Origin of the sequence: Roseovarius maritimus, assembly GCF_043355895.2 — a bacterium.
GTDB classification, from domain to species: domain Bacteria; phylum Pseudomonadota; class Alphaproteobacteria; order Rhodobacterales; family Rhodobacteraceae; genus Roseovarius; species Roseovarius maritimus.
Genome location: NZ_JBHFPF020000004.1, coordinates 171,132 through 187,345 on the forward strand (window position 1 = coordinate 171,132; position 16,214 = coordinate 187,345).

Genomic DNA, 16,214 nt, shown 5'->3' on the forward strand with positions numbered 1-16,214 from the left:
AGCCCAATCCGGAGAATTTCCATGATGCAGAGCGCCGACAGCCAGCCCGGCCCCAATGACGCCGACCTTGTCGCCGATATCGACGCGCTGCAATCGCGTTTGGCAGAGGCGCGCGCGCAGGTGGCGCGGCGCTTTATCGGGCAGGAGCGGGTGGTGGATCTCTCGCTCGCCGCGCTGCTGAGCGGCGGGCACGGCCTGCTGGTGGGCCTTCCGGGCCTCGGCAAGACGCGCCTGGTCGAGACGCTGGGCGTCGTCATGGGCCTGAACACGGGCCGCGTGCAGTTCACGCCCGATCTGATGCCCGCCGATATCCTCGGCAGCGAGGTTCTGGAGACCGGGGCGGATGGCAGCCGTGCGTTCAAGTTCATCCCCGGCCCGATCTTTTGCCAGCTTCTGATGGCGGACGAGATCAACCGCGCCAGCCCGCGCACGCAGTCGGCCCTCTTGCAGGCCATGCAGGAGCGGCAGGTGACCGTCGCGGGCGAGAGCCGCTCGCTGGAGGCGCCGTTCCATGTGCTGGCAACGCAGAACCCGATCGAACAGGAGGGCACGTATCCGCTGCCCGAGGCGCAGCTGGACCGTTTCTTGGTGCAGATCGACGTGCCCTATCCTGACCGCGATGCCGAGCGCGACATCCTGCTGGCCACCACCGGCGCCGCCGAGGATCTGGCCGAGCCGGTCTTTACCGCGTCGGAACTCATCGCGGCGCAGGCGCTGCTACGTCGGATGCCGGTGGGTGAGGGGATCATGGACATGATCCTCGATCTTGTCCGCGCCTTTCGCCCGGATCAGCCGGGCGCATCGCCGCGCGTACAAGAAAGGGTTGCATGGGGCCCCGGCCCGCGCGCGGCGCAGGCGCTGATGCTGACGGTGCGGGCGCGCGCGCTGCTGCAAGGGCGGCTGGCCCCCAGCGCCGAGGACGTGATCGACATGGCGCAGCCGGTGCTTATCCACCGCATGGCGCTGACTTTTGCGGCGCGGGCGCGAGGCGACAGCCTGAGCGCGCTGATCGCGGATACGCTGGCCGATCTGGGCCACACGCGCGCCGCCGCCGCGTGATGGAAACCGCCGCCCTTCCGGCTGCCGATCTGCGCGCGCGAGCCGAGGCCGAGGCTGCGCGCCTGCCTGCGCTTTTGGCGCGGGCGGATCGTCTGGCGGGGGCGGTCCTGCTTGGTGAGCATGGGCGCAGGCGCGCCGGGCTGGGCGATGATTTCTGGCAGTACCGCCCGGTGCAGGAGGGAGATCAGCGCCGCCAAGTGGATTGGCGTCGCTCGGCCCGCAGCGATGTGGAATACGTGCGCGAGCGGGAATGGCAGATCGCGCAGACCGTAATGCTCTGGGTCGATCCTGCCGCCTCCATGCGCTTTACCAGCGATGCCGCGCTGCCGGAAAAGGCGGATCGCGCGCAGCTTCTGGCGCTGGCCGCCGCCATCGTACTGGACCGTGGCGGCGAGCGTGTGGGCCTTTCGGGGCACGCTCTGCCTCCGCGCCGCGGCGCGGCCCAGATCGCGCGGTTGGCAGCGATTCTAACCGGGGCGGAGGGTAGCGAAGACTATGCCGCGCCCAACGCACGCGGCCTGCCGCCACGGGCGCGGGCGCTCTTCATATCCGACTTCCTCGGTGATCTGGACGCCGTGCAGCGCGCTGTGGGCGAAGCGGCCGACCGGGGTGTGGGCGGCGTTCTGCTTCAGATTCTGGATCCTGCCGAAGAGAGTTTCCCTTATCGTGGCCGCGCCATATTTGAATCCATTGGCGGCACGCTGGCACATGAGACGCTGAAGGCCAGCGATCTGCGCGAGCGGTATCTGGAGCGGCTGGCGGCGCGAAAGGATGCGTTGCGCAGTCTTTGCCGGGCGACCGGGTGGGTCTATGCCTGCCATCACACCGATGCCAGCCCGCAGTCGGCGCTCTTGCACCTCTACCGGATGCTGGGCGAGGGGGCGCGATGACCATCGGTGCCATCGGTTTTGCCGCGCCCTGGCTGCTGATCGCGCTGGCGCTTCTCCCGGTGCTCTGGGTGCTGTTGCGCGCGGTGCCGCCCGCGCCGGTCCGGCGGCGCTTTCCGGGTGTCGCGCTGCTGCTGGGCCTGCGGGACGAGGATAGCGCGGCGGATCGCACGCCCTGGTGGCTGTTGCTGCTGCGGATGCTGGCACTGGCGGCGGTCATCATCGGGCTGGCGGGGCCGGTCCTGAACCCGCGGAGCGACGATGCGGCGCGGGGCGACCGCCCCCTGCTGATCGCGCTAGATGCCAGCTGGGCCGCCGCGCGTGACGATCGCGCCGCGCGCGCCCTGCTGGACGGCGTTCTGGCCGAGGCGGGGCGCGACGGGCGCACTGCCGCGGTGATAGAGTTGAGCGATCCCGAGGCGCCTGCCTTTCAGGCCGCCGATGCGTGGCGCAGCCGTCTGATGGGCCTGGCGCCCGCGCCTTGGGCGCCGACGGCGGAGGTGATGGAGCGCGCCGCCGCGCTGCTGCCCGACGGTCCATTCGACACGCTCTGGCTGTCGGATGGGCTGGAGCGGGGCGGGCGGGCCGCGCTGCTCTCGGCGCTGGAGGCGCGGGGCGATGTCACCATTCGCGAGGGTGCGGCGCCCCTTGTTACGCTCTCGCCACCGCAGAGCGACGGCGGCGCGCTGGAGCTAACGGCACACCGCCTTGCGCCTGGCGCCGCGCGGCAGATCGAGGTTCTGGCCCACGGGCGCGATCCGGCAGGCGCCCCGCGCGTTCTGGCCACCCTGCCGATCACCTTTGAGGATAGCGCACGCGAAGCGACCGGCACGCTCAGCCTTCCGTCCGAACTGCGCGCGCGCCTCACCCGGTTCGAGATCGCGGGGCAAGGCCATGCGGGCGCTGTGCAACTGGTGGGCGATGCGCTCGGCCGCCGCGAGGTGGCGCTGATCGCGGGCCGTGAGGACCGCGAGGGGCTGGAACTGCTCTCGCCGCTGCACTACCTCGAGCGCGCCTTGCGGCCCTCGGCGGATCTGCTGACCGGCGCCCTGATGGAGGTTCTGCCAGCTAATCCCGATGCTATCATCCTTGCCGATATCGCCACGCTGTCGCCGGACGAGGCCGAGGGCCTGCAAAGCTGGGCCGAGGAGGGCGGCACGCTGGTGCGCTTTGCGGGGCCGCGCCTTGCGGCCAGCGACGTCTCGCGCGGGTCCGAGGATCCGCTGATGCCCGTGCGCCTGCGCGCCGGGGGCCGCAGCGTCGGTGGCGCGATGAGCTGGGGCGCGCCCAAATCGCTGGCCCCCTTTGCCGAGAACGGCCCTTTTGCAGGGCTGGGTATCCCCGAGGATGTGACCGTCACCGCGCAGGTCATGGCGCAGCCTGATCCGACACTGGCCGACCGCGTGATCGCGCAGCTGAGCGACGGCACGCCGCTGGTCACGCGCAAGCGGATCGGGCAGGGGCAGGTCGTGCTCTTTCACGTCACCGCCAATGCCGAGTGGAGCAGCCTGCCCCTCTCGGGCCTTTTCGTGCAGATGCTGGAGCGGCTGGCGGTGTCGGACAATGACGGCACGCCCGCGCCTGAAGAGCTGGCGGGCACCACATGGCAACCGTCCGAGGTGCTGGACGGCTATGGTATCCTCCGCAGCGGAGATACCCTGCCCGGCGTCGCGGGCGAGGTGCTGCTGTCGGATGCCCTTGGCCCCGATCTGCGTCCCGGCCTTTACGAGGGCGAGGATCGCCGTATCGCGCGCAATGTGATCGCCGCAGGCGACGTTCTGACCCCTGCCGCATGGCCCGCAGGCGCGAACGTGATCGGGCTGGAGCGGCAGGAGGAGACGCCTCTGGCGGGCTGGCTCCTCGCTGCTGCGCTGATCTTGCTCAGCGCCGATATCCTCGCCTCGCTGGGCCTCTCGGGGCGCCTTTTGCCCGCGCGCGCCGCTGCACTTCTGGCGGCGGCGCTGCTGCTGCCGGACCCCTCCGCCGCGCAGGCCCGCCCGCCCGAGGCGCTGGCCAGCGAAGTGACGCTGGCGCATGTGATCACCGGTGATGCGGCGGCGGATGATCTGGCGGCGGCGGGCCTCGAAGGGCTGGGCCAAACGCTGTTCTTTCGCAGCACGGTCGAGCCTGCATCTCCGCAGGGCGTCGATCTGGAAACCGACGAGTTGGCCTTCTTTCCGCTGCTTTACTGGCCGATCACGCCCGCGCAGCCCATCCCCTCGGATGCCGCCTATGCGAAATTGAATGAGTATCTGCGCAGCGGCGGAATGATCCTCTTTGACACGCGCGACGCCGATATCGCAGGCTTCGGCGCGTCCTCGGCCAATGGGGCGATGCTGCAACGGATCGCCGCACCGCTGGATATCCCCCCTCTGGAGCCGGTGCCGAGCGATCATGTGCTGACGCGCGGCTTCTACCTTCTGCAGGATTTCCCGGGACGCTATTCAGGTCGCCCTGTCTGGGTCGAGGCGTCGCCCGAGGATGCCGAAGCAGCGCCTGGCATGCCCTTCCGCAATCTCAACGACGGTGTGACGCCTGTCGTGATCGGCGGCAATGACTGGGCCTCGGCCTGGGCGGTGGACGAGAACGGCAACGCGATGCTGCCCGTCGGGCGCGGCTATGCGGGCGAGCGGCAGCGAGAGATGGCTTATCGCTTCGGCGTCAATCTGGTGATGCATGTGCTGACCGGCAATTACAAATCCGACCAGGTCCATGTGCCTGCACTACTCGACAGGCTGGGCCAATGACGAGCGAGATTGTCTTCGATCCGGCGTTGCCGGTCTGGCTGATCGCCGCGCTGGCTGGCATGGCGTTGACAGCGCTGACGCTGGCGGCGTGGCGCGGCCTTTCGGGCTGGGCGCTGCGGGGCGCCGGTGCGCTGGTCATCCTGGCGGCGCTGATGGGCCCCAGCCTCAGCCGCGAGGATCGCGAGGATCTGACCGACATCGCCATTCTGGTCGAAGATGCCAGCGCCAGTCAGCAACTGGCCGACAGGGCGGATATGACGGCGCAGGCGGCCGAGACGCTGGAGGCACGGCTGGCCGCGCGCGGCGTCGAGGTGCGGCGCGTGCAAGTGGCCGATGGCGCCGACAACAGCGGCACGCAGCTTATGACAGCTCTCTCGGACGCGCTGGCAAGCGAGCCGCAGGGTCGTATCGCCGGTATGTTCCTGCTGAGCGACGGGCGGCTGCATGATCTGGAGCGTGCGCCGGGCCTGCCTGCGCCGCTGCACCTTGTCCACACAGGCCGCGAGGTGGATTGGGACCGCCGCCTGATCGTCGATGGCGCACCGGCCTTTGCCATTCTGGACGAGGAAATCACGCTGACCCTGCGTATCGAGGACAGCGGCGCTGCGCCCGGCGACGCAGAGGTGCCGCTGGACATCTCGGTCGATGGCGAGACGCCGCAGCGCTTTACAGTGCCCGTGGGCCGCCCGATCGAGTTGCCCCTTGCGCTTCCCCATGGCGGGCGCAACGTGCTGGAGTTCGTCACGCCCGAGGGCGACGGCGAACTGACCGCGCGCAACAATACCGCCTTGGTCCAGATCAACGGTGTGCGCGACCGGCTGCGCGTCCTTCTGGTCTCGGGCGAGCCGCATGCGGGCGGGCGCACATGGCGCAACCTCTTGAAATCCGACAGCTCGGTCGATCTGGTGCATTTCACGATCCTCAGACCGCCCGAGAAACAGGACGGCGTCCCGGTGGACGAGCTGAGCCTGATCGCCTTTCCGACGCGCGAGCTTTTTCTGGAAAAAATCGACGATTTCGATCTGATCATCTTTGATCGCTATAAGCGGCGCGGCATCCTGCCTGCGCTCTATCTCGATAACGTGGCCGACTACGTGCAAAAGGGCGGCGCCGTCCTTTTTGCCGCCGGGCCAGATTTCGCCGGGGCGAACAGTCTCTATCGCTCTCCTTTGGAGGCGATCGTGCCCGCGGCGCCCACCGCCCGCGTGATGAGCGAGGCGTATCGCCCGGAGGTCTCCGATCTGGGGGCGCGTCACCCGGTCACGGCAGGGCTGACGCAGATGCATGACGGACCATGGGGCCGCTGGCTGCGCCAGATCGAGGTCGCGGAGCCGACCGGCGATGTGCTGATGTCGGGCGCCGAGGATGCACCCCTTCTGATACTGGACCGCGTGGGCGAGGGGCGCGTGTCGCTGCTGGCCTCGGATCACGCATGGCTGTGGAATCGTGGTTATGAGGGGGGCGGGCCGCAGCTGGAGCTGCTGCGTCGCCTTGCCCATTGGATGATGAAGGAGCCGGAACTTGAGGAAGAGGCGCTTTGGGCCGAGGCGACGGGCCAGACCATGCGCATCGTCCGCCGCTCGCTGGGCGACGAGGTGGAGGACGTGACCATCACCGGGCCGGACGGCGCCGAGGTTACATTGCCGCTGGAGGAAGTCTCGCCCGGTCGCTTCGAGGCCATTTTCGAGGGGCCGCAGATCGGCCTTTATCGCCTCTCCAGTGGCGATCAGAGCGCGGTGATTGGCCTCGGCCCCGCCGCGCCGCTGGAATTCGAGCAAACCATCGCCACCGGCGAGGCACTGGAGCCGCTGATCGAGGGGACCGGCGGCGGCATCCGCGCGATCGAGGGCGGCATCCCAGCCATCCGCGAGGTACGCGAGGGCCGCCCCGCCGCCGGGCGCGGCTGGCTGGGAATCACGCCGCGCGGCGCGTATCAGACGCGTTCGGTCACGCAGATCGCGCTTTTGCCCGCCTGGCTGGTTCTGGCGCTGATCGCTGCGCTGGTTACAGGGGCTTGGCTGCGCGAGGGGCGGCGCTGACCGATTGCCAATCGGCTTGTGTCAGAACTGAAGGTCGACCGGGGTGAGCCGCTCCGACATATCGCCGTGCGAGCAATGCGCCCGAATGTAGACGCGCCGCGTACCATCGGGCAGCATGACCTGCCGCAGGCTGCGGGTAAACGGCTGCTCGTTCACATGGGGATGATGGAGCGTGCGGGTGGCCAGCACCGTGCCATCCTCGGACAGCACGTCCCAGCCATCGGCGTAGTGATCCCAGCCGGTATCGTCATGACGGATCGTGACCGATAGCTGCCATCCCATGCCGTCACGCTGGGCAGAGGCCGCCGTCACGACAGGCGGTTCGGCAAGGGCCGCGACAGGGGAAAGGAAGGCGACAAGCGCCGAAAGTGCGAGAGCGAGAATCGATTTCATGCGCCCCTTCTATACCCGGTGCGAGGCCCGCGCACGCACGCGCCTGTGACAACCGCGTGTCTTGCGCCCGTGCGGCGCGCACAATACCGTGACTCTTAGGAGGACATCTCATGGATATGCCAGCCCCAGACGCGGCCATCATCGCTGCCAAGGATCGCATCGTCGCGCGCCTTCGCGCGATTCTGCCCGCCGATGCCGTCATTTCGGATCCCGCCGAAACCCGGGCCTATGAATGCGACGCGCTGGCCGCCTATCACTGTGCACCCTTGGCCGCTGTCCTGCCGCGTTCGACTGCCGAGGTGTCGGCCGCGCTGCGCGTCTGCCACGAGATGGGCGTGCCGGTGGTGCCCCGCGGGGCGGGTACATCCCTCGCCGGCGGCGCATTGCCCACCGCCGATTGCGTGATTTTGGGCACCGCGCGCATGACCGAGGTGCTGGAGACGGATTATGACAGCCGCGTCATCCGGGTCGAGGCGGGGCGCACGAACCTGTCCGTCACCGGCGCGGTGGAAGAGCACGGATTTTTCTACGCGCCCGACCCAAGCAGCCAGCTGGCCTGCGCCATTTCCGGCAATATCGCGATGAATTCGGGCGGGGCGCATTGCCTCAAATACGGCGTGACCACCAACAATCTTCTGGGCGTCACGATGGTTCTGATGGATGGCACGGTGACCGAGATCGGCGGCGCGCATCTGGATGCGGGCGGGCTGGACCTCTTGGGTCTCATCTGCGGCTCGGAGGGGCAGCTGGGCGTCGTGACCGAGGCGACCTTGCGTATCCTGCCGAAGCCGGAGGGCGCGCGCCCCGTGCTGATCGGCTATAGCAGCAACGAGGTTGCGGGCGCCTGTGTGTCCGACATCATCAAGGCGGGCGTTCTGCCCGTTGCCATCGAATTCATGGACCGCCCCTGTATCCGCGCTACCGAGGCGTTCGCACATGCCGGATATCCCGATTGCGAAGCGCTGCTGATTATCGAGGTCGAGGGCAGCCCCGCCGAGATCGACGAGCAGCTGGCGATCATTCTGGACATTGCGCGCCGTCATGACCCAGTGGACCTGCGCGAGAGCGCATCGACGGAGGAATCGGCGCGGATTTGGCTGGGGCGCAAATCGGCCTTCGGTGCGATGGGGCAGATGGGCGACTACATGTGTCTCGATGGCACCATTCCGGTCAGCCAACTGCCCTTCGTTCTGCGCCGGATCGGCGAGTTGAGCGAAGAATTCGGCCTGCTGGTGGGGAATGTCTTTCACGCCGGCGATGGCAACATGCACCCGCTGATCGTCTATGACGCCAACACGCCCGGCCAGCAGGAGAAATGCGAGGATCTGGGCGCCGAGATCCTGAAACTCTGCGTCGAGGTGGGCGGATGCCTGACCGGTGAGCATGGCGTTGGCATCGAAAAGCGCGATCTGATGAGCTATCAATACGCGCCCGAGGATCTCGATATCCAGATGGCGGTCAAGGATGTGTTCGACCCCGGCTGGCTGCTGAACCCGGCCAAGGTGTTTCCGTTGGGCGTGAGTGCAGCCCGGCGGATGGCGGCGGAATAGAGCCTGCGCCCCGTGGCAGGCGTCTTTTGGATATTTGAGGCAAGAAGAACGTGATGCGTCCCGAAACCGAAGAAGAACTGGCGCGGATGGTGGCAGAGGCCGAGGGGTCGGTGGCCATCAAAGGTGGCGGCACGCGCGGCTTTGGCGCGGCGCCGGGCCAGGTTCTGTCGACGGCCGGGCTGTCCGGCATCACTCTCTACGAGCCGGGGGCACTGACGCTGGTGGTGCGCGCGGGCACCCCGCTGGCCGAGGTTGAGGAGGCACTGGCGCGAGACGGTCAGAGGCTGGCCTTCGAGCCGATGGATCACCGCCCGCTGCTTGGCACCGAGGGCGTGCCGACGATCGGCGGCGTCGTGGCGGCCAATGTCTCGGGGCCGCGCCGGATTGCGGTCGGCGCATGCCGTGATTTCATGCTGGGCGTGCGGTTTGTCGACGGGGCGGGACGCATCGTCAAGAATGGCGGGCGCGTGATGAAGAACGTGACCGGCTACGACCTGACCAAGCTGATGGCAGGCAGCCATGGGACGCTGGGCGTGCTGACCGAGGTATCGCTCAAGGTGATGCCGATCCCGCGCGCGTCGGTGACGCTGGCGCTGGACGGTCTGGAGGACGTGCGCGCCGTTGCGGCGCTTTCGCGGGCATTGGGATCGCCCTTCGAAGTATCGGGCGCCGCGCATGTGGCGGTGGAAACGCCGCGCACCTTGCTGCGGCTTGAAGGTTTTGAAGCGTCGGTCGCCTACCGTGCCAAGCGGCTTCAGGCGCTTTTGTCTGAATTCGGATCCTGGGACCTGATCGAGGAGGGGGTGGCGCTATGGGAGGGCATTCGCGACGTCACCGCCCTGAAGGGCGGCGGGGATGTCTGGCGCGTCTCGGCGCGGCCCACCGAGGGACCGGCGCTGGCCGCGCGGGTGCCGGACGCCGAGGCGGTCTATGACTGGGGCGGTGGCCTGATCTGGTTGCGCGTGCCCGAAGGGTTCGATTTGCGCGCGACGCTGGGCGATTTCGGCGGTTACGCAACGCTGATGCGGGCGGCGCCGGAGACCAAGGCGCGGCTGGGCGTTTTCCACCCCGCATCCCCGCCGGTCGCGGCGCTTGAGGCGGGGCTGCGGACGCGGTTCGATCCGCGCGGCCTTTTCAATCCGGGCCTCATGGCCCCCCGGAAAGGAGCCGCCTGATGCAGACGCATTTCACGCCCGAGCAACTGAGCGATCCGGATGTCGAACGCTCGAACCAGATCCTGCGTGCTTGCGTGCATTGCGGGTTCTGCACGGCGACCTGCCCGACCTATCAGATCCTTGGCGATGAACTCGATAGCCCACGTGGCCGCATCTACCTGATCAAGGACATGCTGGAGAACAGCCGCGTTCCAGACGCCAAGACGGTCAAGCATATCGACCGGTGCCTGTCCTGCCTTGCCTGCATGACGACCTGCCCGTCTGGCGTGCATTACATGCATTTGGTCGATCATGCGCGCGCCTATATCGACCAGAATTACCAGCGGCCCTGGTCCGACCGCGCGCTGCGCTGGATGCTGGCGCGGATCCTGCCCTATCCGGGGCGCTTTCGGCTGGCCCTTTTGGGGGCCAAGATGGGGCGGCCTTTCGCGCGGCTGATGCCCGATGCCCGCCTGCGCGCAATGCTGGAGATGGCGCCGAAGCGCATCCCGCCCGTCAGCCGCAATGACGATCCGCAAACGCACGAGGCGGATGCGCCGCGGCGCAAGCGCGTGGCGCTGATGACGGGCTGCGCGCAAAAGGCCCTGAACACCGATATCAACGACGCGACCATCCGCCTGCTGAGGCGGCTCGGCTGCGACGTGGTGGTGGCCAAGGGCGCGGGCTGCTGCGGCGCACTGGTGCATCATATGGGCAAGACCGGCGAGAGCCACGAGGCGGCGGCGAAAAACATCCGTGCTTGGAGCGCCGAGATGGACGGCGGCGGCCTCGATGCGATCGTGATCAATACCTCGGGCTGTGGCACGACCGTCAAGGATTATGGACATATGTTCCGTAATGATCCGCTGGCAGAGGATGCGGCGCGGGTATCGGGCATTGCGATGGATGTCAGCGAACTACTGATGCAGCTGGACCTGCCCGAAGGCGCGCCCAAGGGGTTGACGGTGGCCTACCATGCCGCCTGCTCGCTGCAGCATGGCCAACAGATCAAGACCTATCCCAAGGACCTGTTGCGCCAGGCCGGCTTCGACGTGGTCGAGCCTGCTGAGAGTCACCTGTGTTGCGGCTCGGCCGGCACGTACAACCTGATGCAGCCTGTAATTTCAAAGCAGTTGAAGGCGCGCAAGGTAGCGGCAATCGAGGCGCGCGCGCCCGACGTGATCGCGGCAGGCAATATCGGCTGCATGATCCAGATCGGCAGCGGAACGGATATCCCGATGGTACATACCGTCGAGCTTCTGGACTGGGCGACCGGCGGCCCGGTGCCCCCCACCCTGAGTGATGCCGAACGCGTGCCCGATTTGCGCCGAAACGTTCAAGACGCCTAAATTCTGCCCTAAACCGTTGCTACCTGCCTAAGCTGACTGCCCCTCTAGTGCCGGAGACCCTATGCTGCGCATCCTAACGACCGCCCTGACGCTGGGCCTGATCTTCGGTAGCGCGCCGGTGGTGGGGCATGCGCAGGAGGCCGGGCTAAAGCGTCTGGATACTGGCGATGACGGGCGCGGCTGGGAAGCCGTGGGGCGGCTGGAACTGGCCGGGCGGGGATTTTGCACCGGGGCGCTGATCGCGCCCGATCTGGTTCTGACGGCGGCGCATTGCCTTTTCGACAGCAACACGGGCCTGCGTCTCGACCATGAAAAGATCGAGTTTCTGGCAGGCTGGCGCAACGGGCGCGCCTCGGCCTATCGCTGGGTCCGGCGGGCCGTGGTTCATCCCAGCTACGTCCAGGACGGCGAGGTCGCGGCCGAGCGGGTGCGCAACGACGTGGCCCTGCTGGAGCTGCGCCACCCCATTCGCAACGCGCGCGTTGCGCCCTTCGCCACCGATGAGCGCCCCGAGCCGGGGCAGCGCGTGGGTGTCGTCAGCTATGCGCGTGGACGCTCGGATGCGCCATCCCTGCAGGAGGTCTGCGACGTGATGGCCCGGCAGGAAGGTGTGCTGGTGATGTCCTGCGACGTGGATTACGGCAGCTCGGGCGCGCCGATCTTTACCTTCGATGGCGGCGCGCCGCGCGTCGTGTCAGTAGTGTCGGCCATGGCGGAGGTCGAGGGTCAGAAGGTGTCTCTGGGAACGCAGCTGCAACTGCCACTGGAAGTGCTCAAAGCCGAGCTGGCCGCCGGACGGGGCGGGCGCGCAGGCTCAGGCCCGTTCATGGCCGAGGTCGGCCAGGTGCGCAACACCGGGGCCAAGTTCGCCAAGCCGTGAGGAGACTGGCGGGCATAACCGCGCTCATCTTGGGCGGCCTGTTGATGGCATCTGCCGCGCCAGCCAGCAGCTTGATCCGCCTGACGGATCGCGAGGATCTCTTTGGCTGGGAGGCGGTCGGCAGGCTGGACCTGGAGGGCAAGGGATATTGTACCGGATCGCTGATCGCGCCTGATCTGGTGCTGACGGCCGCGCATTGCGTTTATGACGAGGCGGGCGCTCTGATCGCGCCCGAGCGGATCACCTTTCGCGCGGGGCTGCGCGATGATGCCTTCATATCGCAAAGCGGTATTGTCCGGATCGCGGCGCATCCCGCCTATAGCCCGGCGCGCCGCACGACCGCCGACATGGTCCGCCATGATGCTGCCCTGTTGAAGCTGGCGGCGCCCATCCCCGCCGCGGTGGCTAGCCCCTTCGTGCTGGCCGGGGCGGAGGCAAAGACCGGCTTGCGCGTCAGTGTGGTCAGCTATGGACGGGGACGCGATGCGGCGCTGTCGTGGCAGCGCGATTGCGGCATCACCGGCGTCGGGCAGGGCCTGATGTCCTTCGATTGCGACGTCACTTTCGGGTCATCCGGGGCGCCTGTTTTCGCACGGGCGCGGGGCCAGCGGGCGCGGATCGTGTCGCTGATCTCGGCGGGTGCGGATGATGTGGCCTATGGAATGGCGCTGCCAGCCATCGTCGAAGAGCTGAAGCGCGAGTTGCGCAAGCCACCGCGCTCGGCCGGAACGATCCCACGCCGGATCGAAACGGGGCAGGGCGGCGGTGCCTCAGGGGCGAAATTCGCCAAGCCATGAAGCCTGGCCGCAGGTCTTGAAACGGGGCTCAGCCTCTCCCAAATAATAACTGCCGGACGCCTCACGGGTCCGCGCAAAGACCGCCTGTCCCATATGGGAAGGCATTTCATAATGGTATCGCTCAATGGAGGATGACCCATGCGAAACTTTGATCTGGCCCCGCTTTACCGGGCCACTGTCGGCTTTGACCAGATCGCGGACATGATGGACCGCGTACTGACTGCGGATACGCCGCAGCCGACCTATCCCCCCTACAATATCGAAAAGACCGGCGAGGATGCGTGGCGCATTTCGATCGCTGTCGCAGGCTTTGCCGAGGATGATCTGTCGGTCGAGCTGCGCGAGGGCGCGCTGATCGTCTCGGCCCGCAAGGCGGATGACGGCGAAGAGCGCACCTATCTGCATCGCGGCATCGCCACCCGCGCCTTCGAACGGCGGTTCCAGCTGGCCGATCATGTGCGCGCGCTGAACGCGACCCATGCGGACGGCATGCTGCATATCGACCTCGTGCGCGAAGTCCCCGAGGCGCTGAAGCCCCGCCGCATCGCCATCGAGAGCCGCAAGAGCGCGGACAAGGATGCGATCGACGCGAAGTCGGTGAACTGAAACGACAGCGCCCCGCCGGAGGACCGGCGGGGCGCATGATTTTCTTTGAAGAAGAAAATCGGAACGAGACTTCAGGGAATTTTCTCAGACCGACATGCAGATGTATTTCATCTCAAGGTAATCCTCGATGCCGTGATGGCTGCCTTCGCGGCCAAGGCCCGACTGCTTGACGCCGCCGAAGGGGGCAAGCTCGGTCGAGATGATGCCAGTGTTCACACCAACGATGCCATATTCCAGCGCCTCGGCCACCTTGTAGACGCGGCTGAGATCCTTGGCGTAGAAATAGCTGGCAAGGCCGAAGATCGTGTCATTGGCCATCGCGATCACGTCATCCACATCCTCGAACTTGAAGAGCGGCGCGAGCGGGCCGAACGTCTCGTCCGTGGCGAACTGCATGTCCTGCGTCGCGCCGGTGATGATGGTGGGGGGCAGGAAGTTGCCTTCGCGCTGCGCAGGCTCGCCGCCGCCCAGAATGACGGTGCCGCCCTTGGATTTGGCGTCGGCGACATGCTCCTGCACCTTGGTGATGGCGTCCTTGTTGATGAGCGGGCCGAGGTTCACGCCCTCTTCCATGCCGTCGCCCATCTTCAGCTTTTCGACCGCCGCCTTCAGCTTCTCGGCGAAGGCGTCATAGACGCCGGCCTGCACATAGATCCGGTTGGCGCAGACGCAGGTCTGGCCGTTGTTGCGGAACTTGCACATGATCGCGCCCTCGACGGCGGCATCGAGATCGGCGTCGTCGAACACGATAAAGGGCGCGTTGCCGCCCAGCTCCATCGAGCATTTCATCACCTGATCGGCAGCCTGCTTCAGCAGGATGCGCCCCACTTCGGTCGAGCCGGTAAAGGTCAGCTTGCGCACGGCGGGGTTCTCGCAGAACTCCTTGCCCACGTCCGAGCTGCGCGAGGAGGTCACGATGTTGAAAACGCCCGCGGGGATGCCCGCACGCTCGGCCAGCACGCCCAGGGCGGTGGCGCTCAGCGGCGTCTCGGCAGCGGGGCGACCGACAAAGGCACAGCCCGCGGCCAGCGCGGGCGCGGCCTTGCGCGTGATCATTGCGTTGGGGAAGTTCCAGGGCGTGATCGAGGCCGCAACGCCGATGGGCTGCTTGATGACCATGATGCGCTTGTCGCGCTGGTGGCCGGGGATGGTCTCGCCGTAGACGCGCTTGGCCTCTTCGCCAAAGAACTCGACGAAAGACGCGCCATAGGCGATCTCGCCCTTGGCCTCGGCCAGCGGTTTGCCCTGCTCGGCGGTCATGATGGTGCCCAGATCGTCCTGGTTCTCCATCATCAGGTCGAACCATTTGCGCAGGACCGCCGCGCGCTCCTTGCCGGTCCACTTGGCCCATTCCTTCTGGGCCTTCTCGGCGGCGGCGATGGCATCTGCCACCTGATCGCGGCTGAGATCGGCCATTTGCGCGATGACATCGCCGCGCGCGGGGTTCATCACGTCGAACGTCTTGTCGCCGCTGACCCATTCGCCATTCACATAGGACTTGTCGGCCAAGAGGCCGGGGTCCTTGAGCAGTGATTTGAGATCTGTCGTGCTCATGTCATGCATCCTTTCGGGTTGATTTTGGCGCAAGCCAAAGCACCTTGCGCCGGTCTTGTCCAGCCTTGGGCGCGTTTGGCGGCCATAGGCGTCAGTTATTGCCGAGATATCTGTTCTGAACATCGGCCCAGCGATTGCCGCGCAGATACTCCAGCAGGGCCTGATTCATCGGCTCGCGCAGGGGCGAGTCGGCCTGAAGGGCGATGCCGTAATCCTGCCGCCCCACTGCATCCTCCAGCACGCGCACCTCGCTTTCATACTCCTGCAAGGCCACCCATTGCAGCAACGGACGGTCATGCACCACTGCGCCGACATGACCGGCAAGCAGCGCGTCGAAGGCCTCGGCCACATCGTCATAGCGCGCGATGCGCACCCGGCGGGCGATCATCTCATCGGCGCCGGTGGTGCCGTCGATGACGCCCACGCGCACGTCGCTGAGATCCGTGACGCTCTGAATCGGATTGCCAAGGCTGCCCACCGTCAGGGACGCCGCGATCGCGGCGGTAAAGCTGGCGACGATCAGCATCGAGGTGAACATCCAGATCAGCCCGACGATGCGCCCGCCCAGACTGCGCGGCGCCTTGTCGCCATAGCCCACGGTCGTCATGGTCACAGCGGCCCACCAAAACCCGTCGCCAAGTCCGCGCGCCGCGTCCTTGGGAAACTCCTCGTTATGGCCTCGCTCAAAGGCCCAGACAGCAGCACCCGCCGAAAGAAGGACCGCCGACAGCGTCGCGATGGCGACCGCGAATTGCCAAGTGAAGAAGTTGCGCAGCACCTGCATCCAGCCGCTTCCGGCCTCGGGGTCTACCGCGATGCCGAGGCCGGTCGTGTAGAACGGAAAGGTAAAATCCAGATTTGCCTCGCGCGCCGGCGTGATCGTGATGGCCGCAGCGGCGGCATCGGAGGTGCCGGCCTCGACGGAGTCCAGCATACCCTCCAGCGTATCCTCGCGCCATACGACGGTGCGGCCCAGATCGGCGGCGACGGCATCCACCACGTCGATGGCGATCCCCGTCCATTCATCCCCAGGGCCCATATAGGCGAAGGGAGGGGTCGTCTTGGTGGCCACGATCAACGGGGCCTCGATGTCCTCGGCAGCGGTCTCCTGGGAGGCGGCGGCTAGCGGTGAAAGGATGCTCGTGGCGAGAAGGATGAGACAGGCGGTGAGGCGGCGCAGTTGGGATCTTGGCAAGTCG

At 67.0% G+C, this 16,214-nt stretch carries 13 protein-coding genes; 10 read left to right on the plus strand and 3 right to left on the minus strand.

Going from position 1 to position 16,214, the window contains the following annotated elements; genetic code table 11:
* Positions 1 to 24: 24 nt before the first annotated feature.
* From ACEWPM_RS10435 to ACEWPM_RS10450, 4 genes are read left to right on the plus strand one after another with little or no spacing between them, the layout of a single operon-like run.
* Positions 25 to 1,059, plus strand: coding sequence for an AAA family ATPase (locus ACEWPM_RS10435; protein WP_393962207.1), 1,035 nt, complete (start codon positions 25 to 27; stop codon positions 1,057 to 1,059).
* Positions 1,059 to 1,949 carry a DUF58 domain-containing protein gene (locus ACEWPM_RS10440; RefSeq protein ID WP_393962069.1) on the plus strand — a complete coding sequence of 297 codons (891 nt, stop codon included), beginning with the start codon at positions 1,059 to 1,061 and terminating at the stop codon, positions 1,947 to 1,949. The genes ACEWPM_RS10435 and ACEWPM_RS10440 overlap by 1 nt, the downstream gene beginning before the upstream one ends.
* Positions 1,946 to 4,693 carry a DUF4159 domain-containing protein gene (locus ACEWPM_RS10445; protein WP_393962068.1) on the plus strand — a complete coding sequence of 916 codons (2,748 nt, stop codon included), beginning with the start codon at positions 1,946 to 1,948 and terminating at the stop codon, positions 4,691 to 4,693. The genes ACEWPM_RS10440 and ACEWPM_RS10445 overlap by 4 nt, the downstream gene beginning before the upstream one ends.
* The gene (locus ACEWPM_RS10450; protein ID WP_393962067.1) at positions 4,690 to 6,732 is read left to right on the plus strand and encodes a hypothetical protein; all 2,043 of its coding nucleotides are present in this window, start codon (positions 4,690 to 4,692) and stop codon (positions 6,730 to 6,732) included. The genes ACEWPM_RS10445 and ACEWPM_RS10450 overlap by 4 nt, the downstream gene beginning before the upstream one ends.
* 21 nt (positions 6,733 to 6,753) lie before the next feature.
* Here ACEWPM_RS10450 and ACEWPM_RS10455 read toward each other — a convergent pair whose 3' ends face one another.
* Positions 6,754 to 7,125 (minus strand): hypothetical protein, encoded by a 372-nt coding sequence (locus ACEWPM_RS10455; RefSeq protein ID WP_393962066.1) that lies wholly within the window; start codon positions 7,123 to 7,125, stop codon positions 6,754 to 6,756.
* Positions 7,126 to 7,235: 110 nt separating this feature from the next.
* On the opposite strand from ACEWPM_RS10455, the gene ACEWPM_RS10460 reads away from it, so the two are divergent.
* The 6 genes from ACEWPM_RS10460 (at position 7,236) to ACEWPM_RS10485 (ending at position 13,461) form a co-directional block, all read left to right on the plus strand.
* Positions 7,236 to 8,675, plus strand: coding sequence for an FAD-linked oxidase C-terminal domain-containing protein (locus tag ACEWPM_RS10460; protein ID WP_393962065.1), 1,440 nt, complete (start codon positions 7,236 to 7,238; stop codon positions 8,673 to 8,675).
* Positions 8,676 to 8,728: 53 nt separating this feature from the next.
* Positions 8,729 to 9,850, plus strand: a complete 1,122-nt coding sequence (locus tag ACEWPM_RS10465) for an FAD-binding protein (protein ID WP_393962064.1) — start codon at positions 8,729 to 8,731, stop codon at positions 9,848 to 9,850.
* Positions 9,850 to 11,178, plus strand: a complete 1,329-nt coding sequence (gene glcF, locus ACEWPM_RS10470; RefSeq protein WP_393962063.1) for a glycolate oxidase subunit GlcF — start codon at positions 9,850 to 9,852, stop codon at positions 11,176 to 11,178. Before ACEWPM_RS10465 ends, glcF begins: the two co-directional genes overlap by 1 nt.
* Before the next feature lie 61 nt (positions 11,179 to 11,239).
* A complete protein-coding gene (locus tag ACEWPM_RS10475) occupies positions 11,240 to 12,058 on the plus strand; it encodes a trypsin-like serine peptidase (RefSeq protein ID WP_393962062.1) in 819 nt (272 codons plus the stop codon).
* Between the two features lie 44 nt (positions 12,059 to 12,102).
* The gene (locus ACEWPM_RS10480) at positions 12,103 to 12,855 is read left to right on the plus strand and encodes a trypsin-like serine peptidase (protein WP_393962061.1); all 753 of its coding nucleotides are present in this window, start codon (positions 12,103 to 12,105) and stop codon (positions 12,853 to 12,855) included.
* Between the two features lie 138 nt (positions 12,856 to 12,993).
* Positions 12,994 to 13,461 (plus strand): Hsp20 family protein, encoded by a 468-nt coding sequence (locus tag ACEWPM_RS10485; RefSeq protein ID WP_393962060.1) that lies wholly within the window; start codon positions 12,994 to 12,996, stop codon positions 13,459 to 13,461.
* An 84-nt stretch (positions 13,462 to 13,545) separates the two neighbouring features.
* On the opposite strand, the gene ACEWPM_RS10490 is transcribed toward ACEWPM_RS10485, so the two are convergent.
* Both ACEWPM_RS10490 and ACEWPM_RS10495 read right to left on the minus strand, forming a co-directional pair.
* A complete protein-coding gene (locus tag ACEWPM_RS10490) occupies positions 13,546 to 15,015 on the minus strand; it encodes an NAD-dependent succinate-semialdehyde dehydrogenase (RefSeq protein WP_393962059.1) in 1,470 nt (489 codons plus the stop codon).
* A 91-nt stretch (positions 15,016 to 15,106) separates the two neighbouring features.
* Positions 15,107 to 16,210, minus strand: a complete 1,104-nt coding sequence (locus tag ACEWPM_RS10495) for a transporter substrate-binding domain-containing protein (protein ID WP_393962058.1) — start codon at positions 16,208 to 16,210, stop codon at positions 15,107 to 15,109.
* Between the last annotated feature and the right edge of the window lie 4 nt (positions 16,211 to 16,214).

What these genes read in the sequence shown, in the direction of transcription:
- ACEWPM_RS10435 (WP_393962207.1), top strand. Translation starts at nt 25, where the DNA reads ATGCAGAGCGCCGACAGCCAGCCCGGCCCCAATGACGCCGACCTTGTC.
- ACEWPM_RS10440 (WP_393962069.1), top strand. Translation starts at nt 1,059, where the DNA reads ATGGAAACCGCCGCCCTTCCGGCTGCCGATCTGCGCGCGCGAGCCGAG.
- ACEWPM_RS10445 (WP_393962068.1), top strand. Translation starts at nt 1,946, where the DNA reads ATGACCATCGGTGCCATCGGTTTTGCCGCGCCCTGGCTGCTGATCGCG.
- ACEWPM_RS10450 (WP_393962067.1), top strand. Translation starts at nt 4,690, where the DNA reads ATGACGAGCGAGATTGTCTTCGATCCGGCGTTGCCGGTCTGGCTGATC.
- ACEWPM_RS10455 (WP_393962066.1), bottom strand. Translation starts at nt 7,125, where the DNA reads ATGAAATCGATTCTCGCTCTCGCACTTTCGGCGCTTGTCGCCTTCCTT.
- ACEWPM_RS10460 (WP_393962065.1), top strand. Translation starts at nt 7,236, where the DNA reads ATGGATATGCCAGCCCCAGACGCGGCCATCATCGCTGCCAAGGATCGC.
- ACEWPM_RS10465 (WP_393962064.1), top strand. Translation starts at nt 8,729, where the DNA reads ATGCGTCCCGAAACCGAAGAAGAACTGGCGCGGATGGTGGCAGAGGCC.
- glcF (WP_393962063.1), top strand. Translation starts at nt 9,850, where the DNA reads ATGCAGACGCATTTCACGCCCGAGCAACTGAGCGATCCGGATGTCGAA.
- ACEWPM_RS10475 (WP_393962062.1), top strand. Translation starts at nt 11,240, where the DNA reads ATGCTGCGCATCCTAACGACCGCCCTGACGCTGGGCCTGATCTTCGGT.
- ACEWPM_RS10480 (WP_393962061.1), top strand. Translation starts at nt 12,103, where the DNA reads ATGGCATCTGCCGCGCCAGCCAGCAGCTTGATCCGCCTGACGGATCGC.
- ACEWPM_RS10485 (WP_393962060.1), top strand. Translation starts at nt 12,994, where the DNA reads ATGCGAAACTTTGATCTGGCCCCGCTTTACCGGGCCACTGTCGGCTTT.
- ACEWPM_RS10490 (WP_393962059.1), bottom strand. Translation starts at nt 15,015, where the DNA reads ATGAGCACGACAGATCTCAAATCACTGCTCAAGGACCCCGGCCTCTTG.